This window comes from Cellulomonas sp. 73-92, assembly GCF_001898175.1.
Classification (GTDB): Bacteria; Actinomycetota; Actinomycetes; order Actinomycetales; family Cellulomonadaceae; genus Cellulomonas.
The window spans coordinates 586,685-612,586 of the sequence record NZ_MKTH01000013.1 but is presented as its reverse complement, the minus strand read 5'-3'; the positions used below and the strand labels follow the sequence as shown (position 1 = coordinate 612,586).

The window sequence follows — 25,902 nt, the reverse complement described above, 5'->3', positions numbered from 1 at the left end:
CCGCGCAGGGCGACACGCCCAGCGCCTGAACCACCGGCCGTCGCACCTCGTTGCCCGCGAGGGGGGTAACCCGACCTCGAGGAGGCATGTCATGGTTGCCAGACTGGGCGTCATCGGAGCCGCGGTGACGGCGGCGTTGAGCGTGGTGGTCGCCGGGCCGGCGAGCGCGGCCGGCACGGGCACCTATCGCCAGGTGAACCTCGTGTCCGACCAGCCCGGCGTCGCGGCACTCACCGATCCGTCCCTCGTCAACGCGTGGGGCCTCTCGCACGGGCCGAACACCCCGATCTGGGCGTCCGACAACGGGGCCGACGTGACGACGCTGTACCGGACCGACGTGGCGGGCAGCCCCGCCACCAAGGTGCTGCAGGTCGCGATCCCCGGTGGCGCCCCCACCGGGCAGGTGTTCAACAGCACGTCGTCGTTCGTCGTCCCCGGCACCGTCAACCCGGCCCGGTTCGTCTTCGCCGGCGAGAACGGCGACCTGTCCGCGTGGAACGGCGGCGGCTCGGCCGTCCGGGTCCACCACAGCGACACCGCCGTGTACAAGGGCCTCGCCCTGGTGCAGGGCTCGTCGGGCCCGCTGCTGCTCGCGGCGGACTTCCACGACAACCGGATCGACGTCTTCGACGGGACGTTCACGCTCGTCTCGACGGTCGGCATGTTCCACGACCGGTTCCTGCCCGCCGGCTACGCGCCGTTCGACGTCGCCGAGATCGACGGCCAGGTCTTCGTGACCTACGCGAAGCAGGACGCGGCGCGGCACGACGACGTCGCCGGCAAGGCCCACGGGTTCGTCGACGTCTACACGACCGACGGCGGCTTCGTGCGCCGGTTCGCCACGCACGGCGTGCTCGACTCGCCGTGGGGCATCACGCTCGCGCCGGCGACGTTCGGCCAGTTCGGCGGCGACGTCCTCATCGGCAACTTCGGTGACGGCCGCATCCACGCGTTCGACCCGCGCACGGGCGCCGTCGTCGGCGTGCTGCGCGGCCCGTCCGGCGGTCCGCTGGTGATCGACGGCCTGTGGGGGCTGACCGTGGGTGACCAGGTCGCGGGCGGCGTCGACTCGGTGTGGTTCAGCGCCGGCCCGGACGGCGAGCAGCACGGCCTGCTCGGCCTGCTGCAGCCGCACCGCGGCTGACCCCGACAGCCGGGCGGTGGGGGCGCACCACGCGGCCCCTGCCGTCCGGCGGTCGTCGGGCGTCAGCGTCCCGGCGCCCCCGAGGCGACCTGGAGCGCGAGCGCCGCCTGGCGCCGTCCGTCCGCCACGCAGTCCGGGACGCCGACACCGCGCAGCGCGGAGCCGGCGACCCGCCACGCCGGCAGGTGCGCGAGCCCCCGCTCGGCGGCCGCCACCCGGTCGAGGTGACCGACCGTGTACATCGGCATCAGCGCGGGCCAGCGAGCCACGCGCGTGAGCTCGGGCGGCCTGCGCGCGCCGAGCACCGCGCCGACGTGTCCCGAGACGCGATCGACCAGGACGCCATCGGGCGCGTGCACGATGTCGCCGAGGCGCTGCGGCACGAAGGCCCGGATGAGCACGGTGCCCTCCGGCGCCCGCGCCTCCCACTTGGCGGAGCTCACGGTGACGCCGCTGACGGGCGCGGCGCCGGCCTCCAGCCAGCCGTGCGTGTCCACCGGTCGTGGGAAGGCGTCGGCCGCGTAGGCGAGCGTCACGACGACGGAGGTGGCCAGCGGCACGCCGGCCAGCGCCGCCGCCGCAGCGGGCGCGCTCTCGCCCAGCAGCGCCGACGACGAAGCCACGCCACCGGCGAGCACCACGGCGTCGACCTCCTCGACCGACCCGTCGTCGAGCACCGCCCGGGCACCGTCACCGGCGGGACGCAGCTGCGCCACCGAGGTCCCGAGCCGGACGTCGACCCCCGCCTCGGCCAGGCTCCGGCCCAGCGCCGCCACCAGGGCCCCCATACCGCCGCGGAACGTCCGGAAGGGCGAGCCGGGGCCGCGGCCGGTGCGGGCGGCACGTCCCGCGGCGAGGGCCGCGAGCATGAGGCTGCGGTGGGCGGCCTCGTCGGCGCGCAGCGACGGCAGCACGGCGTCCAGGCTGAGCTCGTCGACGCTCGCGCCGTAGATCCCGCCGATCATCGGGTCGGCGAACCGCCGGACGATGCCCCCGCCGAGCCGGGCGCGCAGGAACGCGCCGATCGCGACGTCCTGGCCCTCCCGCAGCCGCCGCGGCAGCACAAGGTCGAGCCCGGCGCGCAGCTTGTCCGCCGGCGACAGGATCCCCGTGGTGACGAACGGCCCGAGCCGGGTCGGCAGCACCATGCCCATGCCCGCCGGCAGCGGGCGCAGCCGGCCGCGGGAGCGCAGCGAGACCACGCGGGCGCCGGATGTCCCGATGACCTCGCCGGTGAGACCCACCTCGTCGGCCAGCGCCAGGGCCGCGGGCCGGTAGCCGACGAACGAGTCCGGCCCGTGCTCGACGAGCAACCCCTCGGTCGCCTCCGTGTGCAGCTTGCCGCCGAGCCGGTCGGAGGCCTCCACGAGGAGCACCTCGGCCGGGGGCCGGCCCTCGGCACCGCGCACCGCCTCCCAGGCGGCCGCCAGCCCCGTGATGCCGCCGCCGACGACGAGCAGCCTCATGCCGCCCGCCGCGGCTGGTACGGGCAGAGCGGGTCGGACTCGAGCGGGTCACCGGTCCAGGCGTACGCGCGGGCGCGGGAGCCGCCGCACCAGTCGTGGAACTCGCAGACACCGCAACGGCCCTTGAACCCGTCCGGGTCGCGCAGCGAGCGCATGAGCGGGTCGTCGCGGTACAGCTCGACGAGCGACCGCTCCTTGACGTTGCCGACGCTCAGCGGCAGGAAGCCCGACGGCATGACCTCGCCGAGGTTGGACACGAACACGATCCCGTTGCCGTCGCGCACGCCGAACCCGCGCGCCATCGGGTGCGCCTCCACCTCCGCCCGGGACCTGCCCGCGTGGAGCAGGGCGGCGGCCGACAGCCGCCGGTAGTGCATGGCCTCCGTGGTCCGGACGCGGAACGGCGCGTCGCGCCCGACCTTCTGCGCCCACAGCAGGGTGCGCTCCGCGGCCCCGGGGGAGAGCTCCTCCAGCTCGGCGCCACGGCCGACGGAGATGAGGAAGAACAGGCTCCACTGCTGCAGCGTGTGCCCGGTGAGCAGCTCGAAGGTGGCCGGGAGGTCCGGTGCGGTCGCCGCCGTGACGAGCGTGTTCACCTGCACCGGCAGGTGCGCCTCCGCCGCGGTGTCGAGGGCCTCGAGCGTGGCGTCGAACGTTCCCGGCACCATGCGGACCCCGTCGTGGTAGGCGGCGTTCGACCCGTCCAACGACAGCGAGATCGCGTCGACACCGGACTCCTTCATCCAGAAGATGCGCTCCCGGGTGAGCAGCGGCGTCACGGCGGGTGCCAGGGACACCCCGATGCCGCGCTCGCGGGCGGCGGCGACGAGCTGCGGCAGGTCCGCCCGGCGCAGCGGGTCGCCGCCGGTCATGACGATGTGCGGCACCGCCTCGCCCGGGCCCGCGAAACCGAGGATGTCGTCGAGGAGCGCGATCCCCTGGGCCGTGGACAGCTCGCCCGGCATCGGGTCGGGCATCGCGGTGGCCCGGCAGTGCCGGCACGCCAGCCCGCAGGCGTTGGTGAGCTCCCAGTACACGATCATCGGCGCCCGCTGGTACGCCCAGCCGTCGGGCTTGACCGAGCCGATGCCGGACGGACGGGCGGGCGTCGGCTGGACGGTCGGGTCAGGCATCGGGGCTCCTCGCTCGGGTGGCCGGCGCGGGACGGCGCGGTGAACCTCGGACACGTTAGTGCCGCCCCGGACCGCCGAGTACCGTCCCGTCGCGTGACGGCTCCCGCGGACAACCCGCTCGTGACAGGTCGGACCGCCGGCTCGCCGCTCGTGCGCGCGTGCCGCGGCGAGCGCCCCGCGACCCCACCCGTGTGGTTCATGCGGCAGGCCGGCCGGTCGCTGCCGGAGTACCGCGCGGCGCGCGAGGGCATCGAGATGCTCGACGCGTGCCTGACGCCCGAGCTGGCCGCCGAGCTGACGCTCCAACCCGTGCGCCGGCACGGGGTCGACGCCGCGGTGTTCTTCAGCGACATCGTGGTGCCCGTCGCCCTCGCCGGGGTGGACGTGCGCATCGTCCCCGGCCGGGGGCCGGTGCTGGGCTCGCCGGTCCGCACGCCAGACGACGTCGCGGCGTTGCCGCCGCTCGACCCGGGCGCGCTGGCGCCGATCGTCGCCGGCGCCGCGGGCGCGGTCGCCCAGCTCGGCACCACCCCGCTCATCGGCTTCGCCGGGGCGCCGTACACGCTGGCGTCGTACCTGGTGGAGGGCGGTCCCTCCCGTGACCAGCTGCGCGCCCGCGCGCTCATGCGCACCGACCCGACGACCTGGGCCGCGCTGCTCGACTGGTGCGCCGACGTGTCCGCCGCGTTCCTCATGGCCCAGGTCACCGGCGGCGCCTCGGTGGTGCAGCTGTTCGACTCCTGGGCCGGCTCGCTGTCCGTCGCCGACTACGCCGGACGCGTGGCACCGCACTCGGCGCGGACCCTGACCGGCGTCCGAGCGCTGGGCGTGCCGGTGATCCACTTCGGCGTCGGCTCGGGCGACCTGCTCGCCGAGATGCACCGAGTCGGCGCGGACGTGGTCGGGGTCGACTGGCGCCTGCCGCTCGACGAGGCCTCCCGCCGGCTCGGCGGCGCCGTGCCGCTGCAGGGCAACATCGACCCGGCGCTGCTGGCGGCGCCGTGGCCGGTGCTCGCGGACCACGTCGAGGACGTGCTGCGACGCGGGCTGGCGGCGCCCGCGCACGTCGTCAACCTCGGGCACGGCGTGCCGCCGGACACCGACCCGGCGGTGCTGACCCGCGTCGTCGAGCTGGTGCACGGCTGGCGTTCGCCGGTTATCTGACGCGACGTTCACTTAGTTTCTTCGTCGGGCGCCGAAGCAGGACCATGGTCCCGTGACCGAACTCTCCGCAGCACCCGGCACGCCCACCGCCCCCGGGGAGGTGCTCGGCTACACCCTGTGGGCCGTGCTCCGCCGCGACTCGCAGCGCGCCGGCACCGGCGACCTCGCCCCCGCGCTCGCCGCCGTCGAGGCCTCGGGCGTCACCCTCCGCGGCTTCTACGACGTCTCGTCGATCCGCGCCGACGCCGACCTCATGATCTGGCTGCACGGCCCGTCGCCCGAGCGGCTCCAGGCGGCGCTGCGCACCCTGCGGCGCAGCGACCCCCTCGCCACGCTCCTGCCGACGTGGAACGTGCTCGGCGTGCACCGGGAGGCCGAGTTCAACGCGGCGCACGCGCCCGCGTTCCTGCGCGGCCTCCCGCCGCAGCGCTGGCTGACCGTCTACCCCTTCGTCCGCTCGTACGACTGGTACCTGCTGCCCACCGACGAGCGCCGCGAGATGCTCGCCGACCACGGCCGCAAGGGCGCCAGCCACCGCAGCGTGCTGTCCAACACGGTCGCGGCCTTCGGCCTCGGCGACTACGAGTGGATCCTCGCGCTCGAAGCGCCCGAGCTCGTCGACCTGGTGGACCTCATGCGCCACCTGCGCGAGACCGACGCCCGCCGGCACGTCCGCCGGGAGACGCCGTTCTACGCCGGCCGCCGCATCGAGGTCGAGGAGATCGCCGAGGTCCTCGCGTGAAGGTCGACGCGATCCTCCTCGCCAGCTTCGGCGGGCCGGAGGGGCAGGACGAGGTCATCCCGTTCCTGCGGCGCGTGACGAACGGCCGGGGCGTGCCCGACGAGCGCCTCGAGGAGGTGGCGCACCACTACCGCGCCAACGGCGGCGTGAGCCCGATCAACGCGCAGAACCGGGCGCTCAAGGCGGCCCTCGAGGCCGAGCTCGACCGCCGCGGGATCGAGCTGCCCGTCTACTGGGGCAACCGCAACTCGCCGCCCTCCATGGCGGACGCCGTGGCGCAGGCGCACGCGGCCGGCGACGACCACCTCCTCGCACTGGTCACCAGCGCGTACACCTCCTACTCGGGCGTCGGCCAGTACCTCGAGGACTTCCAGCAGGCGCTCGACGAGACCGGCCTGGCCGGCGAGGTGAGCATCGCCAAGCTCCGCGAGTACTTCGACCACCCGGGGTTCGTGGCGCCGTTCGTCGAAGGCGTGCGCGACGCGCTGGCACGGATCGAGGCCGAGCGGCCGGGTGCCCGCACGCACGTGCTGTTCGCGACCCACTCCATCCCGATGGTGGCCGCCCGGGCGTCGGGGCCGTCGCTCGGCCCCGGAGGCGCGTACGTGGCGCAGCACCTCGCGGTGGCGCAGGCGGTGCTGACGCAGGCGGTGCCGGACGGCACGCCGTGGAGCCTCGTCTACCAGTCGCGCAGCGGCTCGCCCTCGGTGCCCTGGCTGGAGCCGGACATCAACGCAGCCATCGACGAGCTGGCCGCCGACGGGGTCGAGGCCCTGGTCATCGTGCCCATCGGGTTCGTCAGCGACCACATGGAGGTCATGTGGGACCTCGACACCGAGGCCGCCGAGACGGCCGCCGCGCACGGGATGCTGGCGATCCGGGTCCCCACCCCGGGGACGCACCCGGCGTTCGTGGCGGGGCTCGTGGACCTCGTCGTCGAGCGGCTCGACGACGTGCCCGACGACCAGCGCCCGCACGTCACCGAGCTCGGCCCCTGGCCGGACCTGCCCGCGCTCGGCGCGGTCGCCGGGTCGGTGCGATGACCACGACGCTGCGCGTCGGGACCCGCGGCAGCGCCCTGGCCGTCGCCCAGACGACGACGGTCGCCGACGCGCTCAGCGGCGCGACCGGGCGGCCGACGACGATCGTCACGGTCCGCACCGAGGGGGACGTCTCGACGCGCCCCCTGGCCCAGCTGGGTGGCACCGGGGTGTTCGCCGCGGCGCTGCGCCGGGCCCTGCTCGACGGCGTGTGCGACCTCGTCGTGCACTCGCTCAAGGACCTGCCGACGGCGCCGGAGCCCGGCCTCGTCGTCGCCGCGCTCCCCACCAGGGCGGATGCCCGCGACGCACTCTGTGCCCGCGACGGGCTGACGCTGGCGGGGCTGCCGGCCGGCGCGCGCGTCGGCACCGGGTCGCCGCGCCGCGTGGCGCAGCTGCTGTCGCGGCGGCCGGACCTGGAGGTGGTCGGCGTGCGCGGCAACGTGGACACCCGGCTCGCCTCGGTGGCGGACCGGCGGCTCGACGCCGTCGTGCTCGCCGCGGCGGGGCTCGACCGGCTCGGCCGGTCGGATGCGGCGACCGAGCGGTTCGACCTCGGCGACTGGCCCACCGCGCCCGGCCAGGGCGCGCTGGCGGTCGAGGTGCGCGCCGGTGAGGAGGACCTCGTGGCCATGCTGGACGACCCGGCGACCCGCGTCGCCGTCGAGGCTGAGCGCCGCGTGCTGGCGCTGCTCGAGGCGGGGTGCTCGGCACCGGTGGGCGTGCACGCCTGGTGGGCCGACGACGAGCTGAGGCTCGACGTCCGGGTGTACCGGCTCGACGGGAGCGCGTCGTTGTCGTCGTCGGCGGCCGCCGCGCTGCCGACGCCGTGCACGTCGGACGCGGTGGAGGTGCTCGCCTCGCAGGTGGCGCGTGAGCTGCTCGACGCCGGTGCCGCGGAGCTGGCGGGGGTGGGCGCATGAGCGGCGTGCACCCGCGCACCCTGCGCGCGACACCGGCCATGCGCCGCCTCGTCGCGCAGACGCGGATCCATCCGGCCCAGCTGGTGCTGCCGATGTTCGTCCGCGAGGGCATCACGTCGCCCGTGCCGATCGCGTCGATGCCCGGCGTGGTCCAGCACTCGCTCGACTCCCTCCGCCGGGCCATCGCCGAGGCCGCGGAAGCGGGCATCGGCGGCGTCATGCTCTTCGGCGTGCCGGAGCACAAGGACGCCGTCGGCTCCGGCGCCACCGACCCGGACGGGATCCTCAACGTCGCCACCCGGGTGGCCGTCGCCGAGGCGGGCGACGCGCTCGTCGTGCAGACGGACCTGTGCCTCGACGAGTTCACCGACCACGGCCACTGCGGCGTGCTCGACGAGCGCGGGCGGGTGGACAACGCCGCGTCGCTGCTGCGGTACCGGGAGATGGCGCTGGTGCAGGCGTCGTCGGGCTCCCAGCTGCTGGGCCTGTCGGGGATGATGGACGGCCAGGTCGCGGCCGTGCGTGCCGCGCTGGACGACGCCGGCTTCGAGGACACCGCCATCCTCGGCTACGCCGCCAAGTACGCCTCGGCGTTCTACGGCCCCTTCCGCGAGGCCGTGCAGTCGTCGCTGCAGGGCGACCGGCGCACCTACCAGCTCGACCCGGCCAACCGCCGCGAGGGGCTGCGTGAGGTGACGCTGGACCTCGCCGAGGGCGCCGACGTCGTCATGGTCAAGCCGGCGATGAGCTACCTCGACGTCCTGGCCGACGCCGCCGCCGTCAGCACCGTCCCGGTGTGGGCGTACCAGGTCTCCGGCGAGTACTCGATGATCGAGGCCGCCGCCGCGCACGGCTGGATCGACCGGCGCCGGGTGGTCGAGGAGTCGGTGCTGTCCATCCGCCGGGCGGGAGCCGAGGCGGTGCTCACCTACTGGGCGGTCGAGCTGGCCGCCTGGCTGCGATGATGATGCCCGAGGAGCCTGGAGACCCGGCTGCCCAGCAGATGGACGGACCTCCGAAGGCGGCGAACGACGCGCAGGTGATCCCCACGCAGCGCACCACCGACGATGCGGACGGGACGCGATGACGAGCAACGACGCGGAGTTCGCCCGCGCGCAGGCCGTGATGCCCGGCGGCGTCTCGTCGCCGGTGCGCGCCTACCGCTCCGTCGGCGGCACGCCGCGGTTCCTCGTGTCCGGGTCCGGCCCCTACGTCACCGACGTCGAGGGCCGCCGGTACGTGGACCTCGTCGGGTCCTGGGGTCCGGCCCTCCTCGGGCACGCCCACCCTGCCGTCGTCGACGCGGTCCAGGCCGCCGCCGCCCGCGGGCTCGGCTTCGGCGCCTCGACGCCCGGGGAGACGGAGCTCGCGGAGCTCGTCCGCGACCGGGTCCGCCGCGACGGCACCGGACCCGTCGAGCGGCTGCGCCTGGTGTCCACGGGCACCGAGGCCACCATGACGGCGATCCGCCTCGCGCGGGGTGCCACCGGACGCGACGTGCTCGTCAAGTTCGCCGGGCACTACCACGGCCACTCCGACGGGCTGCTGGCCGACGCCGGCTCGGGCGTCGCCACCCTGGCCCTGCCGGGGTCGGCGGGCGTGCCGGCGGCGATCGCCGGCCAGACCCTCGTCGTGCCCTACAACGACCTCGACGCCGTCCGCGCGGTCTTCGCGGCGCACGGCGACCGGATCGCGGCGGTCATCGTCGAGGCCGCGCCGGCCAACATGGGCGTGGTCGAGCCGTCCCCGGGCTTCGACGCCGCGCTGGCCGGCATCGCGCACGAGCACGGCGCCCTGCTCGTCCTCGACGAGGTGCTCACCGGGTTCCGCGTCGGCCCCGCCGGCTGGTGGGGCATCGACCCGGTCCCGTTCGCGCCCGACCTCGTGACCTTCGGCAAGGTGATCGGCGGCGGCCTGCCGCTGGCGGCCGTGGGTGGCTCCGCCGCGCTGATGTCCCTGCTGGCGCCGCTCGGACCCGTCTACCAGGCCGGCACGCTCAGCGGGAACCCGCTGGCGGTCGCCGCCGGCCTGGCCACCCTGCGTGCCGCGGACGACGAGGTCTACGCCCGCGTCGACGCCGTCGCGGCCACGGTCTCCTCGGCGGCCTCTGCCGCGCTGGCCGCGGCCGGCGTGGTGCATGCCGTCAGCCACGCCGGGAACCTGTTCTCGGTCGCCTTCCGCGACGCCCGGCCGCGGGACTACGACGAGGCCCGCGACCAGGAGTCCTTCCGGTACGGCCCCTTCTTCCACGCGATGCTCGATGCCGGGGTGTCCCTGCCGCCGTCCGTCTTCGAGGCGTGGTTCGTCTCCGCCGCGCACGACGACGAGGCGGTCGCCCGTGTGCTCGACGCCCTGCCCGCGGCCGCGCAGGCGGCGGCCGCCGCGACGCCCCCGGGTCAGTGACACCGCAGGGCGAGCCCGCGGTGCCGAGCGACGACCGTCCGCGGCGCGCCGCCGACGACGAGTCCGACCGCGCGGGCCAGGCACGGACCAGCGCCGCCCCGGACGATGTCGACCGCACCAGCGACGCCCCGGACCGTGTCGACCGCGCGGGCCAGGCACGGACCAGCGCCGCCCCGGACCGTGCCGACCGCGCGGGCCAGGCACGGACCAGCGCCGCCCCGGACGAGTCCGACCGCACCGGCGAAGTAGGGACCAGCGCCGCCGCGGACGATGTCGACCGCACCAGCGACGCCCCGGACCGTGCCGACCGCGCTGGCGGCCAGGCCTCGACGCGGCCCGGTGCGGGCAACGCTCGCGACCTGGCCGGGCTGCGCGTGCTGGTGCCGCGGGGCGGGCCGTGGGGCGAGGCCGTGGCCGCCGACCTGCGCGCCCGCGGCGCCGAGCCGCTCGTCGTGCCGCTCATCGGTTTCGCCCCTCCGGAGGATCCGGCCGCGCTCGAGACCGCGCTCGGCCGCCTGCGGCACGGCGGCTTCGACTGGCTCGTGGTGACGAGCGCGACGACGGTCGAGGTGCTCGTCGAGCGCGGTGCGACGGTGCCACCGGGCACCCGGGTCGCGGCAGTGGGCGGGGCCACGCGCGCCGCCTGCGAGCGCGCCGGGATCGCCGTCGACCTCGTCCCGGAGGCCGACCACTCGGCTCTCGGGCTGGCCGGCGAGCTGCCCGGCGACGCCGGTCGGGTGCTCCTTCCCCAGTCCGACATCGCCGACCCCGGTCTCGGCCGCGCGCTCGCCGCTCGCGGGGCCGACGTCACCGCCGTCGTCGCGTACCGCACGGTCGCGGTCGGCATGGACGACGCCGCTCGCGCCGCGGTCCGCGATGGTGCAGACGCAGTGCTGGTCACCTCGGGATCGGTCGCCCGCTCGGTCGCCGTGCAGCTCGGCCCGCTGCTGCCAGGGACCGTCGTCGCCTGCCTCGGCCCGCGCACCGCAGCCGACGCGGCGGCCGCAGGCCTCCGTGTCGACGTGGTCGCCGCCGATCGCACGGTCCCCGCGCTCCTCGACGCGCTCGCCGCGCACGTCGCCGTCGGACGACCGGGCACACGAGGCGGGTAGCGCTCGCCGGTGAGGACCAGTCGGCGCCCTGCCGGGAACCCGCCGGGCGACCCTGGGTGGACAGGCAGGCACCCAGCGACTGGAAGCCCACCCACCACCACCGCCCGGCGGCCGGAGCAGCGACCGGCAACGCCCGCGCCCGAGACGCGCGACATGAAGGAGCACCGATGGGACGCCCGGAGCCGAAGTGCCCGATCCGGCCGGGGGACACCTGCTCGCTGTGCTTCCCCGGCGCGGACGGCCCGCACAACTGTGGCCTGGTGTGGCTGGTCATGGACGACGAGGACCAGCGCGAACAGCTCCACGAGATGACGCTGGCCCGCCGCCCGCAACGCACGACTCCCCCGCACTCGCCCCCCGCGCACCCCTGACCACTCGACTCCCCCGCGCCCTGACCACTCGACTCCCCCGCGCCCTGACCACTCGACCGCCCCATCCCGGTCCCGGTCCCGGTCCACCGAGCGCAAAGTTCATCGCCGAACTCACGCCTTCCGGTGCACGGAAGGGTCGATGTGGCCGACCAACGATGCGCTCGGCGAGGAGTCGGCGGCGCTTGTGGATGCGTAGCGCCACGCCAGGAGGAGGGGTGCCACCGTTGGCCGGTGGACGAACCCCTGCGGGCCGCGGCCCTTCTCCGCATCGCCGAGGCCTCTGCCTCGCAGGCGGATGCGCTGCGACGTGCCGCTCGCCGGGACGACCTCCGCCGCGTGCGCCGCGGCGCCTACGTGGGCAGCGACCACTGGAGCGAGATCGACGACACCCAACGTCATCTCATCGCGGTGCGCGCCAACGTCGCCGCACTGCGGGCTGATGCCGTCGTGTCCCACCGCTCGGCGGCGGCCGTCTGGGGTCTGCCCGTCGTCGGCTGCCCGAGCGACGGCGTCCACGTCACCTTCCCCGGACGGTCGGGCGGCGTCTCCCGCGCCGACCTGGCCCGTCATGCCACCGACCGACCGCTTGCGCACCAGGTCGTGGATGGCATCGACGTCACGAGCGTCGCCCGTACCGTCGTCGACCTCGCCCGCGCGCACGGGTTCCTTGCGGGCGTCGCCGCAGGTGACGCTGCCCTCCACCGGGGCATCGTCACGCTCGACGAGCTGTGCGCCGAGGCCGACTGCGCCGGAAGCCGGCGCGGCTCGCGGGTCGCCCGGGATGTCGTCGGTTTCGTCGACGGCCGCTGCGAGTCCCCGGGCGAGTCCCTGAGCCGCGTGCGGATGCGCGAGCTGGGCCTCCCCACACCCGAGCTGCAGCACGTCGTCCGGGACTCCGACGGCTTCGTCGGACGCGTCGACTTCTGGTGGGACGACGCACGCGTCATCGGCGAGTTCGACGGCCGCTCCAAGTACGGGATGGAGGAATCGATTCCCCAGGCGGCCGATCGCTTGTGGGACGAGAAGGTCCGCGAGGATCGGCTGCGCCGGACGGGTACGACGGTCGTCCGCTGGACCTGGGCCGACGCGTGGCGCGGCGCCCCGATGGCCGCCCGCCTGCGTCAGGCCGGCGTCAGCGGCGCCCGGAGCCACCGAGCGCATAGTTCATGAGCGAGATCGACCCTTCCGGGCACCGAAACCCTGGAGCTCGTCGACGAACTATGCGCTCGGCGCCGCGCTACGGCTGGAGGGCGTCGTACTCCGCCTCGGCCGCGACGTCGTCGTCCACGTCGAGGCGCAGGTGCGTGAGGATCGACTGGACCGTCGCCAGCACGGACGTCGCGCGCGCACCCCAGTCCGAGAGGTACGAGAACTGCCACCACCACAGGGCCTCGAGCACGCGGCCCAGCTCGTAGTGCCTGAGCCCCTGGGCGAGGGCGCCCGCGATGGCGACGAGCTCGCCGGACACGGTGGTCTGCTCCACCTCGGGCCCGACGACCGGGTCGACGATCTCGTGGAAGTCGTCGATCCCCTCGAACACGTTGGCGAGGTTGGCCCGCAACGCCTCGACGTCGGGGTCGGGCCCGGCGTCGGGCTCGAAGCGCTCGTCGGGCACCACGTCGGTGGTCGCACCGAGACGTGCGCCCGCCGACAGCAGGTCCGAGACCGCCAGCAGCAGCAGCGGCAGCGACGCCTCCGGCGCGCTCCCGGCGGCCACCTCCGTCACCGTCGTCAGGAAGCCGCGGGCCTCCTCGGCCGTGGCGTCGGCCAGCGAGGCCAGGTCGGCGGCGCTCTCGGTCATCTCGTCCCCCTCGTCACGCACTGATCTTGCGCCGGCCCTCGAACGCGCGGCCGAGCGTCACCTCGTCGGCGTACTCCAGGTCGCCTCCCACCGGCAGCCCCGACGCCAGCCGGCTGACCGTCAGCCCCATCGGCACGAGCATCCGCGCGAGGTACGTCGCCGTGGCCTCGCCCTCCACGTTGGGGTCGGTCGCGAGGATGACCTCGGTGACGCTGCCGTCGGCCAGGCGCGACATGAGCGAGGCGATCCGCAGGTCGTCCGGGCCGACGCCGGCGATCGGGTTGATGGCGCCGCCGAGCACGTGGTACCGGCCGCGGAACTCCCGGGTGCGCTCGATCGCCACGACGTCCTTCGGCTCCTCGACCACGCAGATCACCGCTGGCGAGCGCCGCGGGTCGCGGCAGATGCGGCACCGCTCCTCCTCGGCGACGTTCCCGCACACCTCGCAGAACCGGACCTTCGCCTTGACCTCCGTGAGGGCGTCCGCCAGGCGGTGCACGTCGGCCGGGTCGGCCGCGAGGATGTGGAAGGCGATGCGCTGGGCGCTCTTTGGGCCGACGCCGGGCAGCCGGCCGAGCTCGTCGACCAGGTCCTGCAGCGCGCCCTCATACACGTGGACAGCCTAATCGGCGCGTCCGACGAGCCCGACGGGCGCGCTGGGCACGGTGGTCCTCGTCAGCGAGGTTCGTCCACCTGCTCCTCGATGACCGTGCCCCCCAGCAGCCGCGCGACGAGCGGCGCGCCGACCAGGTTGGAGCCCTCGATGAGCGGGTCGTCCGGCGACGGCTCGTCCTCCTCGGGTGGCCGCGGTGCGCCGATGTCCTCGGGCGGGAGGTCCTCCGGGAACTCGTCCTCGGGCATGTCGATCGGCGGTTCGTCGGGATCGTCGTCCTGGTCGTCGGACCCGGCGGGGTCCGCAGCCGACGACCGGGTCGCCGACGACGATGCGCCACTCCCCGGCCCGGCGGCCGACCCGGCCGACCTGGCCGACGACGAGCCACGGACCGCCGACGCGCCGCCTCGGCCCACGGACGACGAGGCGGCGGACGACGCCCTGTCGCGGTCCACCGACGACGTCGTGCCCGACGAGGAGCTGCCGCCCGCCGACGACGAGCGACCGCGCGCGGGTTCGCCGCGGCCCGCTGGTCCACCCGCCCCCGCGTCCGACGGCGAGCGTTCTGCGGCCGAGGGCGAACGCCCACCCGTCCCGCCGGCGGTGCTCGTGCCGCCGCCGGCCGACGAGCCTCCGGACGGCCGCGCCGGCGCGTCCCAGGACGCGGCGGCCTCCTCGGCCGAGGGGATCCCGTGCGGCGGTGTGCCGACCGACGTTCCCGGGCCGGCCGGTGTCGCCGAGGTCGAAGGCGCGCCGCCCGACGAGCCCGACGGCTCGGGCGCCCCGACCAGGACCGCCTGGACGTGGACGTCGAAGCCGAGCGTCTCCCGCACGGCCCGCGCGACGACGTCGGCGTGGTCACGGAACCGGTCGACCATGCCCGCCGAGGGGAACGACAGCCGCAGCACCGACGCGTCCAGGTCGTGGACCTGTGCGTTCTGGCCGACGAGGATCCACGTGACCCGGCGCAACCCCTTGACGGTCTCGAGCACCTCGGGCCACCGCCGCCGCAGCATCTCGGTGTCCTGCCCCGATCGTGCCGGCGCGGCCGCCACCGGGGTCGGTGCGGCTGGTACCGGTGCAGATGCCGGCGCCGGCGACGTCGAGTGGGGCTCGGTGGAGCCGGGCGACGTGTCCGGCGGCGTGTCGCCTGCCGACTGGCTCCACTCCACGTCGGGCGGCTCCACGTCCGTGTCGGACGGCTCCACTCGCGGCTCGGGCGCGCCCGCGGGCTCCACGTGGAAGTCGGCTGTCTCCACTCGGGCGACGGGCGGCCCCGACGGCTCCCCGGCGGTGCCGGACCTCTCCACGGCCGACCTGGATGTCTCCACTCCGGTGACGCCCGCCGCGGCGGTGGGCGATGCCGTGGGCGCGGGTGGTGGCGCAGCGGTGTGTGCGGCAGTCTCCCGCACCGGCCCAGCAGGCGCGGCCGATGCCGACGCCGCCGACGCGGGGGCCGGCGCCACCGATGGCGCTGCCGGCACGGGCGCGGCCGGCACAACCGCCGGCGCGGCGGAGGCGGCACCCGGCACCCACCCGCGCTCCAGCCGGTCCAGCCGGGCGCCGTAGCCGGCCGATCCGTCGTCGGCCGCGGGCAGCAGCAGCCGCGCCATGAGCAGCTCGAGGTGCAGCCGCGGCGAGGTCGCCCCCACCATCTCGGTCAGCGCGGCGTTCGCGAGGTCGGCCGAGCGGGACAGCTCCGCGGAGCCCAGGTGCTGTGCCTGCGCCGCCATCCGGGCCAGCTGGTCCTCCGGCAGCGACCCCAGGGCCGCCGACGCCGCCTGCCCGGACGCCGAGATGACGATGAGGTCGCGCAGCCGTTCCAGCAGGTCCTCGACGAAGCGCCGCGGCTCGTGCCCGGTGGCGATGACGCGCTCGACCACGGCGAACGCCGTCGCCCCGTCGCGCGCCGCGATCGCGTCGACCAGGTCGTCGAGCAGCGTGGCGGGCGTGTAGCCGAGGAGCGCCACCGCGGCGTCGTACTCCAGCCCGGCGCCGCCCGACCCGGCCATGAGCTGGTCCAGCACGGACAGCGAGTCGCGCACCGACCCGGCACCGGCGCGCACGACGAGCGGCAGCACGCCCGAGCCGACGGCGACCCCCTCGGCGTCGCAGACCTGCTGCAGGAACGGCACCAGCACGTCTGGCGGCACCAGCCGGAACGGGTAGTGGTGGGTGCGCGAGCGGATCGTCGGGATCACGCGGTCCGGCTCGGTGGTCGCGAAGACGAACCGCACGTGCGGCGGTGGCTCCTCGACGATCTTCAGCAGCGCGTTGAAGCCCTGGTTCGAGACCATGTGGGCCTCGTCGATGATGAACACCTTGTAGCGGTCGCGCGCGGGGGCGAACGTCGCCCGCTCGCGCAGCTCCCGGGCGTCGTCCACGCCGCCGTGCGAGGCTGCGTCGATCTCCACCACGTCCAGCGAGCCCGGCCCGCCCGTGGCCAGCTCGACGCACGAGGGGCACACGCCGCACGGCGTGTCCGTCGGATGCTCGGGGGTGTTCTGCTCGCAGTTGAGGATCCGCGCGAGGATGCGCGCCGAGCTCGTCTTGCCGCAGCCGCGCGGGCCGCTGAACAGGTAGGCGTGGTTCACCTGGCCGCTCCGCAGCGCCGCGCGCAGGGGCGCCGTGACGTGGTCCTGCCCGATGACCTCGGCGAAGGTCTGGGGCCGGTACCGGCGGTACAGCGCTGTCGTCACGGCGGAAACCCTACGTGCCGCCACCCACGCCCGCGCACCCGTCGGCGCGACCGCCGGGACCCCGGCGCACCCGCGTCCGCGCGCTGCCCGACGAGGAAGCGTCCGACGCCTCGAGCACGCCGTTGCCGGGTGGCGGCAGGCATGCGAGGACCCCTCGCACACCCGTCAGAGCCTGCCTGCCCTTGCTGCCTTCCGGCCCTGGGGGGGTTCAGCGGGATGACGCCGCACGAGGGGTCGAAGACCAAGCCTACCGTCCGCGCGCGGCGGCGCGGGTTCGGGGCTCTGACCAGGTCCACGACACATCTGGGTCGGAAGTCCGCTGCCCCGTGGCGAGACGTCTGCTTATCGTTCGGATAGGAGCAAGTTCTAGCTTTCACAAAGTTGGACTGGGGTCTCGATGACGACGACCGAACTCTCCCCCGCCTCGCCGGGCACGTCCGCACGGCCTGAGCTGCCGGACGACATGACCGACGACGTCCGGACCCGGTTGGGGCAGATCGTCGCCAGGCACCAGGACCACCCCGACGAGCTGATCCAGGTGCTGCACGAGGCCCAGGCACTGCTGGGCTGGCTGCCTCACGAGATGCTCACCACCATCGCCACCGGGATGGGCCTGCCGTACTCGCGGGTGCGCGGCGTGGTGACCTTCTACTCGCTGTTCACCACGGTGCCCCGGGGGCGTCACACGATCCACTCCTGCCTGGGCACCGCCTGCTACGTGCGGGGCGGCCGGGACGTGCTGGCCAAGCTGAGCGACACCCTCGGCATCGACGAGGACGAGACCACGCCGGACCGGCGGTTCTCCCTCGGCGTCGTGCGCTGCGTCGGCGCGTGCGGACTGGCACCGGTGGTCACCGTCGACGACGACGTCCACAAGCGAGTGAACCCGAACAAGATCAACGACCTGCTGGAACGGTACGTGTGATGAGCGAGACCACGGTGCGGGCGATCACGACGGCGGACGACCTGGACGCGATGCGGGACGACTACCTCGAGCGCACGAAGGACGTCACGCTCACGGTCATGCTCTGCTCGGGGGCCAGCTGCCTGTCGTCGCAGGCCGACGAGATCGAGGACGCGCTGGCGCGGGAGCTCACCGCGGCCGGGCTCTCGGGAACGGCACTCGTCAAGCACACCGGCTGCATCGGGGCGTGCGGCGTCGGCCCGGCGCTGATCGTGGAGCCGGACGGCGTCTTCTACTGCCACCTGAAGCCGGGCGACGTCCACGAGATCGTCACCGAGCACCTGGTGAACGGACGGGTCGTCGAGCACCTGTGCTACCACGACCGTGACACCGGCCAGGCCGTCCCGGCGTTCGACGACATCCCGTTCTTCGCCCGGCAGCGTCGCATCGTGCTGCGCAACTGCGGACGCGCCGACTACGGGGACCTGGGCGAGTACATCGCCCGCGGCGGCTACCGCGCCGCCTTCAAGGCGATCACGGAGATGACGTCCCAGCAGGTGGTCGACGAGATCACCGCCTCCGGGCTGCGCGGGCGAGGCGGGGGCGGCTTCCCGACCGGCCGCAAGTGGGCGATGGCCGCCGCGCGCCCCGGCGACGAGAAGTACGTGATCTGCAACGGCGACGAAGGAGACCCCGGCGCCTTCATGGACCGGAGCGTCCTCGAGGGCGATCCGCACAGCGTCATCGAAGGCATGCTGGTGGCCGGCCGCGCGATCGGCGCGCGCCACGGCGTGGTCTACGTCCGCGCGGAGTACCCGCTGGCCGTGGAGCGGCTGAAGGCCGCCCTCGACCAGGCCCGCGACGTCGGGCTGCTGGGCGAGCACCTCTTCGGCACCGAGCAGGCCTTCGACATCGAGATCCGGATCGGCGCCGGCGCGTTCGTCTGCGGCGAGGAGACCGCCCTGATGAGCTCCGTCGAGGGCCGGCGCGGGGAGCCCCACCAGAAGCCTCCCTACCCGTGCGACTCGGGGCTGTTCGGCCGGCCGACGATCATCAACAACGTCGAGACCCTGGCCAGCGTCGCGCCGATCATCTCCCGGGGCAGCGCCTGGTACCGGTCGATCGGGGTCGAGGGCAGCCCGGGCACCAAGGTGTTCGCGCTGGCCGGCGACATCGAGAACACCGGCCTGGTCGAGGTCCCCATGGGCGTCACGCTCGGGGAGGTCGTCTTCGACATCGGCGGCGGGATCCTGGGCGGCAAGCAGTTCAAGGTCGCCCAGACCGGAGGGCCCTCCGGCGGCTGCCTGACGGCCGAGCACCTCAACACCGCGATCGACTACGACTCGCTCGTCAAGCTCGGGGCGATCATGGGCTCCGGCGGCCTCGTGGTCATGGACTCCGACACCTGCATGGTGGACGTGGCCAAGTACTTCATGCAGTTCTGCGCGAACGAGTCCTGCGGCAAGTGCGTGCCGTGCCGCATCGGCACCACGCGCATGCTCGAGATCCTCACGCGGATCACCGACGGCGAGGGGCGCGAGGGCGACGTCGAGCGCCTGATCGAGCTGTGCGACGTGGTCAAGGACACGGCGCTGTGCGGCCTGGGCCAGACCGCGCCGAACCCCGTGCTGTCGACCATCAGGTACTTCCGCGAGGAGTACGACGAGCACATCCGCGACCACTACTGCCGGGCGGGCAAGTGCTCGGCGCTCTTCGTCGCGCCGTGCGTGAACGCATGCCCCGCCCACGTCGACGTCCCCGCCTACCTGTCCCTGGTCGCGGCCGGACGCCCGCTGGACGCCTACCGGCTGATCCGCCAGGAGAACCCCTTCCCGTCCGTGTGCGGCCGGGTGTGCACGCACCCCTGCGAGCTCGCCTGCCGGCGTGGCCAGCTCGACGAGCCCATCGACATCCGCGCCGTCAAGCGGTACGCCGCCGACACCGCCTACGAGTCGGGAGCGGTGGGGACCGAGCCGATCCCCGGCCACCGCGACGGGTCCGTCGGCATCATCGGCGCCGGCCCCTCGGGGCTCACCGCGGCCTACTACCTGCGGCTGCGCGGGTACGAGGTGGACGTCTACGAGGAGCAGCCCGTGGCCGGCGGCATGCTGGCGGTGGGCATCCCCGAGTTCCGGCTGCCGAAGAGCGCCCTGCAGCGCGAGATCGACACGATCCGGGTGACGGGCGTGCGCATCCACACCGGCGTCGCGGTGGGCCGGGACGTGAGCTTCGACGATCTGATGACCCGTCACGACGCGCTGTACGTGGCCGTCGGCACGCAGCTGTCCTGGACGCTGGGCATCCCCGGCGAGGACCTGCCGGGCGTGGTCCACGGCCTGGAGTACCTGCGCCGGGTGAACCTGGGCGGCACCTCACCCCAGTCGGGCTCGGTGGTCGTCGTCGGCGGCGGCAACACCGCCGTGGACGCCGCCCGCACCGCGCTGCGTGAGGGCGCCGAGCACGTCACGATCCTCTACCGGCGTCGCATCATGGACATGCCTGCGGACGCCGAGGAGATCGCCGAGGCGCGCGACGAGGGCGTCGTCATCCGCGAGCTGGTGTCCCCCGTCGCGATCGAGGCCTCCGACGGACGCCTCGCCGTGCACTGCCAGCGCATGGCGCTGGGCGGGTTCGGCAAGGACGGCAGGCGCCGCACCGTGCCGGAGCCGGACGCCGACGAGGTGTTCATGGCCGACCTGGTCATCCCCGCCGTCAGCCAGTTCGTCGACTCCTCCTTCACCAGCCCCGCCGGCGTCCGGGTCACCTCGGTGGGCACGTTCGAGGTGGACGGCACGACGTCGATGACGAACGTGCCCGGCGTCTTCGCCGGCGGCGACGCCCTGCGCGGCCCCGACGTGGTGATCACCGCGATCGCGGACGGCAAGAAGGTCGCCAGCTCCGTCGACCGGTACCTGGGCGGCGACGGAGAGCTCTGGAAGGGGCCCGCCATCGACGTCCCGGAACCGGTGCTCGACGACGGGGACACCCGGGAGCACGGACGCTTCGGGATGTGCTACCTGGCACCCGAGCGGCGCGGCCGCAGCTACGACGAGGTCGCGCAGGGCTACCACCGCGTGGACGCGGTCGCGGAGTCGATGCGCTGCCTGCACTGCGACCGGCGATAGGAGAAGGCCGTCATGGTTCATCTGGAGATCAACGGCCACGTCACCGAGGTCGAGCCCGGGACGACGATCCTGCAGGCCGCGCAGCGGGAGCACATCGAGATCCCCACCATGTGCTACCTGGAGGGGGTCAACCAGGTCGGGGCGTGCCGGATGTGCGCGGTCGAGGTCGAGGGCCGTCCGCGCCTCATGACGGCGTGCGAGACCGAGGCGACCGAGGGCATGGTCGTGCGGACCAACAGCGCCCGCGCCCGCCACGCGCGCGAGGTGCTCTTCGAGCTGATGATGTCGGACCACCCGGCGGACTGCCTGCACTGCGCGCGGGACGGGGACTGCGAGCTGCAGGACCTCGGCCGGACGCTGGGCGTCTCGACGTCGCGGTTCGCCGGGAAGATGTCGCGGAGCCAGGTCGACGACAGCTCGCGTGCCATCGTGCTTGACGCCTCCAAGTGCATCCTGTGCCGTCGCTGCGTCTCCGTGTGCAACGAGGTGCAGGGCGTCGGCGCCCTCAGCGTGCAGAACCGCGGCTTCCACAGCCAGGTCGGGCCCGGCGACCTCCTGCTGGACCAGGCCGCGTGCGCCCTGTGCGGGCAGTGCACGGTGGTGTGCCCGGTCGACGCGATCCACGAGGCCGACGGCACGCGCGCCGTCTGGCAGGCGCTGGCCGACCCGTCGAAGACGGTGGTGGTCCAGGCGGCTCCCGCGGTCCGTGCGGCGCTGGGCGAGGAGTTCGGGCTCCCGGCCGGCACGCTGGTGACCGGCAAGATGGTCAGCGCGCTGCGCGAGCTGGGCTTCGACCACGTCTTCGACACCAACTTCGCCGCCGACCTCACCATCATGGAGGAGGGCTACGAGCTCCTCGGCCGCCTCGTGGCGCACTTCCGTGGGCTCGGGCTCGTCGACGACGAACAGGTGGCGGCCCTCGGGCTGGCCGACCTGCCGGAGCCGACGCTGCCGATGATCACCAGCTGCAGCCCCGGCTGGATCAAGTACGTCGAGCACTTCTACCCCGAGCACCTCGCCCACCTGTCGTCCTGCAAGTCGCCCCACATGATGCTGGGGGCGCTGACCAAGACGTGGCTCGCGCAGCGCCAGGGGCTCGATCCGCACGACGTCGTCACGGTCTCGGTCATGCCGTGCACCGCCAAGAAGTTCGAGGTCGGACGCCCCGAGATGTCGCGCGACGGCATCCCCGACGTCGACGCCGTCCTCACCACGCGCGAGCTCGGCCGCATGCTCCACCAGGCGGGCGTCGACTTCACGCACCTGCCCGACGACGAGTTCGACAACCCGATGGGCGTGTCGACGGGGGCGGCCGACATCTTCGGGACCACCGGGGGCGTCACCGAGGCCGCGCTGCGCACGGTGTACGAGGTCGTCACGGGCCGGGTGCTGCCCTACGACGCGATCCAGCTGACGGCCATCCGGGGCCTGGAGCGGATGAAGTCCGCGACCATCCGGCTGGAAGGCGTGCTGCCGCAGTGGTCCTTCCTCGAGGGCGTGGACGTCCCGATCGCGGTGACCAGCGGGCTCAAGGGTGCGGCGGTGCTGATGGACCAGATCGTCGCCGGCGACAGCCCGTACCTGTTCATCGAGGTGATGGGGTGCCCCGGTGGGTGCATCAGCGGTGGCGGGCAGCCTCGCCCCACGACCGACGAGATCCGGCGCCGGCGCATGGCGGCGCTGTACCGGGAGGACGCCGGCAAGCCACTGCGCAGGTCGCACACGAGCCCTGCGATCCAGCAGGTGTACGCGGAGTTCCTCGGCTCGCCCGACGGGCACGTCTCGCACGAGCTGCTGCACACGCGGTACACGGCCCGACGGCCGGTCTGACCGGGGTGGCGGCCCGCCGGTCACGGTCGGGCGGCCGGATCCCGCGGCAATGAGGGGATGTCTCTAGGTCGGAAGTCCGGTTCGCCTTGTGAAGCATTTCCCTAGCCTGGTGTGTGGACAGGGGGCACACCGCAGACCCCCTTCGGACCAGGGCTGGGCCGCTCGGACGGCGATCCCGCCCGCCCATGGAGGTCGGGGGACTTGACCACAACGGCCCAGCTGGACACCGTCGCCGACGACTCTGCCCAGGGCATCGTCACCGTCACGGTGAACAACCGTGAGATGCAGGTGGTCGAGGGCCTGACCATCCTGCAGTCGCTGACGCAGGAGGGGATCGAGATCCCCTCGCTGTGCCACGACCCCCGCCTCGCGCGCTCCAACGCGAGCTGTGGCCTGTGCGTCGTCGAGGTCGGCGAGGACACCCCGCGCGACGTCAAGGCGTGCCTGACGCCGATCCGCGCCGGCATGACCATCACCACCCACAACGAGCGCCTCGACGCGTACCGCAAGGTCCGCCTCGAGCAGCTGCTCTGCGACCACAACGCCGACTGCGTCGCCCCCTGCGTGGAGGCCTGCCCGGCGAACGTCGACATCCAGACCTACCTGCGCCGCGTCGGCGACGGCAACTTCGAGGCCGCGGTCCGCGTCATCAAGGACCGCAACCCCTTCCCCTCGGTGTGCGGCCGCGTGTGCCCGCACCCGTGCGAGGCGGCGTGCCGGCGCAACCTCGTCGACGAGCCCGTCGCCATCAACTACGTCAAGCGCTTCGCGGCGGACTGGGACATGTCCCGCGAGACGCCGTGGGTCCCGCGCGTGGCGGCCCCGACCGGCAAGGCGATCGCGGTCGTCGGCGCCGGCCCCTCCGGCCTGGCGGCCGCGTACTACGCCGCCCTCGCCGGTCACGCCGTCACCGTGTTCGAGAAGCAGCCCCACGCCGGCGGCATGATGCGCTACGGCATCCCCGAGTACCGCCTGCCCAAGGCGACGCTCGACAACGAGATCGGCGTCATCCAGAAGATGGGTGTGCAGATCGTCACGGGCAAGGCGCTCGGCACCAACCTCTCCCTCGAGGACCTGCAGCGCGACTTCGACGCCGTGTACCTGGCGATCGGCTCGTGGCGCGCCACTCCGCTGCGCATCGACGGCGACAACCTCGACGGCGTGTGGATGGGCATCCAGTACCTCGAGCGCGTGGTCAAGGGCGACACCATCCCGCTCGGCCGCACGGTCGTCGTCGGCGGCGGCAACACCGCGATCGACTGCACCCGCACCGCCCTGCGCAACGGCGCCGAGAAGGTGACGCTCGTCTACCGCCGCTCGCGCGACGAGATGCCGGCGGAGCCGTACGAGATCGAGGAGGCGGAGCACGAGGGCGTCGAGATGATGTACCTCACCGCCCCGACGAAGATCACCCTGGGCCCGGACGGCCGCAAGCAGCTGCACTGCCTGCGCATGGAGCTCGGCGAGCCCGACCGTTCAGGCCGCCGCCGCCCGGTCCCGGTGGAGGGCAGCGACTTCGTCATCGAGGCCGACACGATCATCGGCGCCATCGGCCAGAGCACCGACACGGGCTTCCTCTACAACGACCTGCCGGTCCGCCTGAACAAGTGGGGCGACATCGACGTCGACGGCCGCACCATGAAGTCGTCGGAGACCAAGATCTTCGCCGGCGGCGACTGCGTCACCGGCCCGGCGACCGTGATCCAGGCCGTCGCCGCCGGGCGGCGCGCGGCGGTCGCGATGGGCGACTTCATCACCCGCGGCTACATCCGCCCGAGCCACGAGGACTACACGTGCTCGCGGGGCACGCTCGAGGACATGCCGCAGGACGAGTTCGCGGCCATCCCGAAGGTCAAGCGCGCCACGATGAGCGCGCTGCCCGTCGAGAAGCGGATCAAGAGCTTCGCCGAGGTCGAGGCCGGGCTCACCGAGGAGCAGGCCCGCGCCGAGGCGCGCCGGTGCCTGCGCTGCGGCTGCACCAAGCGCGACCACTGCTCGCTGCGCAACGAGGCCTCGGCCCACGACGTCGTGTTCGAGACCCCGCTCCACGTCCGGCCGTACTCCCCGAAGGTGTCCGACCACCCGTTCATCATGCGGGACAACAACAAGTGCATCTCGTGCGGCCGCTGCGTGACGGCGTGCGCCGAGGTCGAGGGCGTCGGCGTGCTGGCGTTCCAGTACTCGAACGGTCAGCTGCGGGTCGGCACGCACAACGGCCTCCCGCTGTCGCAGACCGACTGCATCAGCTGCGGCCAGTGCGTCCGCGCGTGCCCGTGCGGTGCGCTGGACTACCGCCGCGAGCGCGGCAAGGTGTTCCGGGCGATCAACAACCCGACGAAGAAGGTCGTCGGGTTCGTCGCGCCGGCGGTCCGCACCGTCATCGCCGCCGAGTACGGCCTGACGCCGCAGGAGGTCGGTCCGTTCATCGCCGGCCTCATGCGCAAGGTCGGCTTCGACAAGGTCTTCGACTTCACCTTCGCCGCCGACCTCACGATCATGGAGGAGGCGACGGAGTTCCTGGGCCGTGTGGAGCGCGGCGGCGTCATGCCGCAGTTCACGAGCTGCTGCCCCGGCTGGGTCAACCTCGTCGAGCGCCGCTACCCCGAGCTGATCCCGCACCTGTCCAGCTGCAAGAGCCCGCAGCAGATGATGGGTGCCACGGTGAAGAACCACTTCGCGAAGACCGCGGGCATCGAGCTGGACGACCTCTACGTCGTGTCGATCGTCCCCTGCATGGCGAAGAAGACGGAGGCCGCGCGCGACGAGTTCGCGCCCGACGGCATCCGCGACGTCGACGCCGTGCTCACCACCCTCGAGTTCCTCGAGATGGTCAAGTTCCTCCGGCTGCAGAAGGAGGAGATCGAGCCCGGCGAGTTCGACGAGCCGTACCACCAGGTGTCCGGCGCCGGCATGCTGTTCGGCGCCTCCGGCGGGGTGGCCGAGGCCGCGATGCGCATGGCCGTCGAGACGCTGACCGGCGAGGTGCCGGAGAAGCTCGACTTCGAGGAGCTGCGCGGGTTCGAGGGCGTCAAGACCGCGACGTACGTGGCGGGCAGCACCACCGTGCGCGTCGCCGTGGTCTCCGGCCTCAACAACGCCGCACCGCTGGTCAAGAAGGTCGTGGCCGGTGAGGACGTCGGCTTCGACCTCATCGAGATCATGGCCTGCCCCGGTGGGTGCATCAACGGCGCCGGCAACCCGGTGGCGACGAGCAGCCGCGAGGCGGTCGCCCGCCAGAAGGTCCTGGTCAACATCGACAAGACCTCGCCGCTGCGCACCTCGCAGGGCAATCCCGACATCCTTCGGCTCTATGACGAGTACTTCGGCGAGCCGAACTCGGAGCTGGCTCATCACCTGCTCCACACGGAGTACGCGCCCTTCCGGCGCTGACCTTCGTACCCGGCGGCGCCGCCGGCGCCGCCACCAACGCTC

Annotated in this window: 19 protein-coding genes and 1 other RNA gene; 14 read left to right on the top strand and 6 right to left on the bottom strand. The window is 73.8% G+C overall.

What is annotated here, in order from left to right; genetic code table 11:
- Positions 1 to 91: 91 nt before the first annotated feature.
- Positions 92 to 1,144: a TIGR03118 family protein gene (locus BGO37_RS09475; RefSeq protein WP_291754284.1), complete on the top strand. Its 1,053-nt coding sequence runs from the start codon at positions 92 to 94 to the stop codon at positions 1,142 to 1,144.
- 62 nt (positions 1,145 to 1,206) lie between these two features.
- Here the strand turns inward: BGO37_RS09475 and hemG are convergent, their stop codons facing one another.
- Together hemG and BGO37_RS09465 are read right to left on the bottom strand one after the other, a co-directional pair.
- Entirely contained in the window at positions 1,207 to 2,610 is a 1,404-nt protein-coding gene (gene hemG, locus BGO37_RS09470; RefSeq protein WP_291754283.1) for a protoporphyrinogen oxidase, read from the bottom strand.
- Positions 2,607 to 3,743 (bottom strand): TIGR04053 family radical SAM/SPASM domain-containing protein, encoded by a 1,137-nt coding sequence (locus BGO37_RS09465; protein ID WP_291754282.1) that lies wholly within the window; start codon positions 3,741 to 3,743, stop codon positions 2,607 to 2,609. Before BGO37_RS09465 ends, hemG begins: the two co-directional genes overlap by 4 nt.
- A gap of 93 nt (positions 3,744 to 3,836) precedes the next feature.
- Between BGO37_RS09465 and hemE the strand changes: the two genes are divergently transcribed.
- The 9 genes from hemE to BGO37_RS09420 all read left to right on the top strand — a co-directional run bounded on the left by hemE (position 3,837) and on the right by BGO37_RS09420 (position 12,668).
- Positions 3,837 to 4,907 (top strand): uroporphyrinogen decarboxylase, encoded by a 1,071-nt coding sequence (gene hemE, locus BGO37_RS09460; RefSeq protein WP_291754281.1) that lies wholly within the window; start codon positions 3,837 to 3,839, stop codon positions 4,905 to 4,907.
- A 52-nt stretch (positions 4,908 to 4,959) separates the two neighbouring features.
- Complete coding sequence (hemQ, locus tag BGO37_RS09455; protein WP_291754280.1) at positions 4,960 to 5,649, top strand: hydrogen peroxide-dependent heme synthase; 690 nt, start codon at positions 4,960 to 4,962, stop codon at positions 5,647 to 5,649.
- Positions 5,646 to 6,692, top strand: a complete 1,047-nt coding sequence (locus BGO37_RS09450; protein ID WP_291754279.1) for a ferrochelatase — start codon at positions 5,646 to 5,648, stop codon at positions 6,690 to 6,692. Before hemQ ends, BGO37_RS09450 begins: the two co-directional genes overlap by 4 nt.
- A complete protein-coding gene (gene hemC / locus BGO37_RS09445) occupies positions 6,689 to 7,612 on the top strand; it encodes a hydroxymethylbilane synthase (RefSeq protein ID WP_291754278.1) in 924 nt (307 codons plus the stop codon). Before BGO37_RS09450 ends, hemC begins: the two co-directional genes overlap by 4 nt.
- Entirely contained in the window at positions 7,609 to 8,577 is a 969-nt protein-coding gene (gene hemB, locus BGO37_RS09440; protein ID WP_291754276.1) for a porphobilinogen synthase, read from the top strand. Before hemC ends, hemB begins: the two co-directional genes overlap by 4 nt.
- 118 nt (positions 8,578 to 8,695) lie before the next feature.
- Positions 8,696 to 10,015 (top strand): glutamate-1-semialdehyde 2,1-aminomutase, encoded by a 1,320-nt coding sequence (hemL, locus tag BGO37_RS09435; RefSeq protein WP_291754274.1) that lies wholly within the window; start codon positions 8,696 to 8,698, stop codon positions 10,013 to 10,015.
- 20 nt (positions 10,016 to 10,035) lie between these two features.
- Positions 10,036 to 11,127 (top strand): uroporphyrinogen-III synthase, encoded by a 1,092-nt coding sequence (locus tag BGO37_RS09430; RefSeq protein WP_291754273.1) that lies wholly within the window; start codon positions 10,036 to 10,038, stop codon positions 11,125 to 11,127.
- Positions 11,128 to 11,294: 167 nt separating this feature from the next.
- On the top strand, positions 11,295 to 11,498 hold the full coding sequence (locus BGO37_RS09425; protein WP_291754272.1) for a DUF6767 domain-containing protein: 204 nt from the start codon (positions 11,295 to 11,297) through the stop codon (positions 11,496 to 11,498).
- 231 nt (positions 11,499 to 11,729) lie between these two features.
- Positions 11,730 to 12,668: a hypothetical protein gene (locus tag BGO37_RS09420; RefSeq protein WP_291754271.1), complete on the top strand. Its 939-nt coding sequence runs from the start codon at positions 11,730 to 11,732 to the stop codon at positions 12,666 to 12,668.
- A 67-nt stretch (positions 12,669 to 12,735) separates the two neighbouring features.
- On the opposite strand, the gene BGO37_RS09415 is transcribed toward BGO37_RS09420, so the two are convergent.
- The 4 genes from BGO37_RS09415 to ffs form a co-directional block, all read right to left on the bottom strand.
- Entirely contained in the window at positions 12,736 to 13,299 is a 564-nt protein-coding gene (locus tag BGO37_RS09415; RefSeq protein WP_291754269.1) for a DUF5063 domain-containing protein, read from the bottom strand.
- A 13-nt stretch (positions 13,300 to 13,312) separates the two neighbouring features.
- Positions 13,313 to 13,912, bottom strand: a complete 600-nt coding sequence (gene recR / locus BGO37_RS09410) for a recombination mediator RecR (protein WP_291754267.1) — start codon at positions 13,910 to 13,912, stop codon at positions 13,313 to 13,315.
- A 62-nt stretch (positions 13,913 to 13,974) separates the two neighbouring features.
- The gene (locus BGO37_RS09405; protein ID WP_291754264.1) at positions 13,975 to 16,611 is read right to left on the bottom strand and encodes a DNA polymerase III subunit gamma and tau; all 2,637 of its coding nucleotides are present in this window, start codon (positions 16,609 to 16,611) and stop codon (positions 13,975 to 13,977) included.
- A 142-nt stretch (positions 16,612 to 16,753) separates the two neighbouring features.
- An RNA gene (gene ffs / locus BGO37_RS09400) (signal recognition particle sRNA small type) lies at positions 16,754 to 16,850 on the bottom strand.
- A 158-nt stretch (positions 16,851 to 17,008) separates the two neighbouring features.
- Between ffs and BGO37_RS09395 the strand changes: the two genes are divergently transcribed.
- The 4 genes from BGO37_RS09395 to BGO37_RS09380 all read left to right on the top strand — a co-directional run bounded on the left by BGO37_RS09395 (position 17,009) and on the right by BGO37_RS09380 (position 25,860).
- Positions 17,009 to 17,536, top strand: coding sequence for an NAD(P)H-dependent oxidoreductase subunit E (locus BGO37_RS09395; protein WP_291754263.1), 528 nt, complete (start codon positions 17,009 to 17,011; stop codon positions 17,534 to 17,536).
- Positions 17,536 to 20,640 (top strand): NADH-ubiquinone oxidoreductase-F iron-sulfur binding region domain-containing protein, encoded by a 3,105-nt coding sequence (locus BGO37_RS09390; protein WP_291754261.1) that lies wholly within the window; start codon positions 17,536 to 17,538, stop codon positions 20,638 to 20,640. The genes BGO37_RS09395 and BGO37_RS09390 overlap by 1 nt, the downstream gene beginning before the upstream one ends.
- A gap of 12 nt (positions 20,641 to 20,652) precedes the next feature.
- The gene (locus BGO37_RS09385; RefSeq protein ID WP_291754259.1) at positions 20,653 to 22,470 is read left to right on the top strand and encodes an NADH-dependent [FeFe] hydrogenase, group A6; all 1,818 of its coding nucleotides are present in this window, start codon (positions 20,653 to 20,655) and stop codon (positions 22,468 to 22,470) included.
- Positions 22,471 to 22,671: 201 nt separating this feature from the next.
- Entirely contained in the window at positions 22,672 to 25,860 is a 3,189-nt protein-coding gene (locus BGO37_RS09380) for an NAD(P)-binding protein (protein WP_291754257.1), read from the top strand.
- Positions 25,861 to 25,902: the final 42 nt, after the last annotated feature.

What these genes read in the sequence shown, in the direction of transcription:
- hemG (WP_291754283.1), bottom strand. Translation starts at nt 2,610, where the DNA reads ATGAGGCTGCTCGTCGTCGGCGGCGGCATCACGGGGCTGGCGGCCGCC.
- BGO37_RS09425 (WP_291754272.1), top strand. Translation starts at nt 11,295, where the DNA reads ATGGGACGCCCGGAGCCGAAGTGCCCGATCCGGCCGGGGGACACCTGC.
- BGO37_RS09415 (WP_291754269.1), bottom strand. Translation starts at nt 13,299, where the DNA reads ATGACCGAGAGCGCCGCCGACCTGGCCTCGCTGGCCGACGCCACGGCC.
- hemC (WP_291754278.1), top strand. Translation starts at nt 6,689, where the DNA reads ATGACCACGACGCTGCGCGTCGGGACCCGCGGCAGCGCCCTGGCCGTC.
- BGO37_RS09465 (WP_291754282.1), bottom strand. Translation starts at nt 3,743, where the DNA reads ATGCCTGACCCGACCGTCCAGCCGACGCCCGCCCGTCCGTCCGGCATC.
- hemB (WP_291754276.1), top strand. Translation starts at nt 7,609, where the DNA reads ATGAGCGGCGTGCACCCGCGCACCCTGCGCGCGACACCGGCCATGCGC.
- BGO37_RS09385 (WP_291754259.1), top strand. Translation starts at nt 20,653, where the DNA reads ATGGTTCATCTGGAGATCAACGGCCACGTCACCGAGGTCGAGCCCGGG.
- BGO37_RS09395 (WP_291754263.1), top strand. Translation starts at nt 17,009, where the DNA reads ATGACGACGACCGAACTCTCCCCCGCCTCGCCGGGCACGTCCGCACGG.
- BGO37_RS09475 (WP_291754284.1), top strand. Translation starts at nt 92, where the DNA reads ATGGTTGCCAGACTGGGCGTCATCGGAGCCGCGGTGACGGCGGCGTTG.
- hemL (WP_291754274.1), top strand. Translation starts at nt 8,696, where the DNA reads ATGACGAGCAACGACGCGGAGTTCGCCCGCGCGCAGGCCGTGATGCCC.
- BGO37_RS09390 (WP_291754261.1), top strand. Translation starts at nt 17,536, where the DNA reads ATGAGCGAGACCACGGTGCGGGCGATCACGACGGCGGACGACCTGGAC.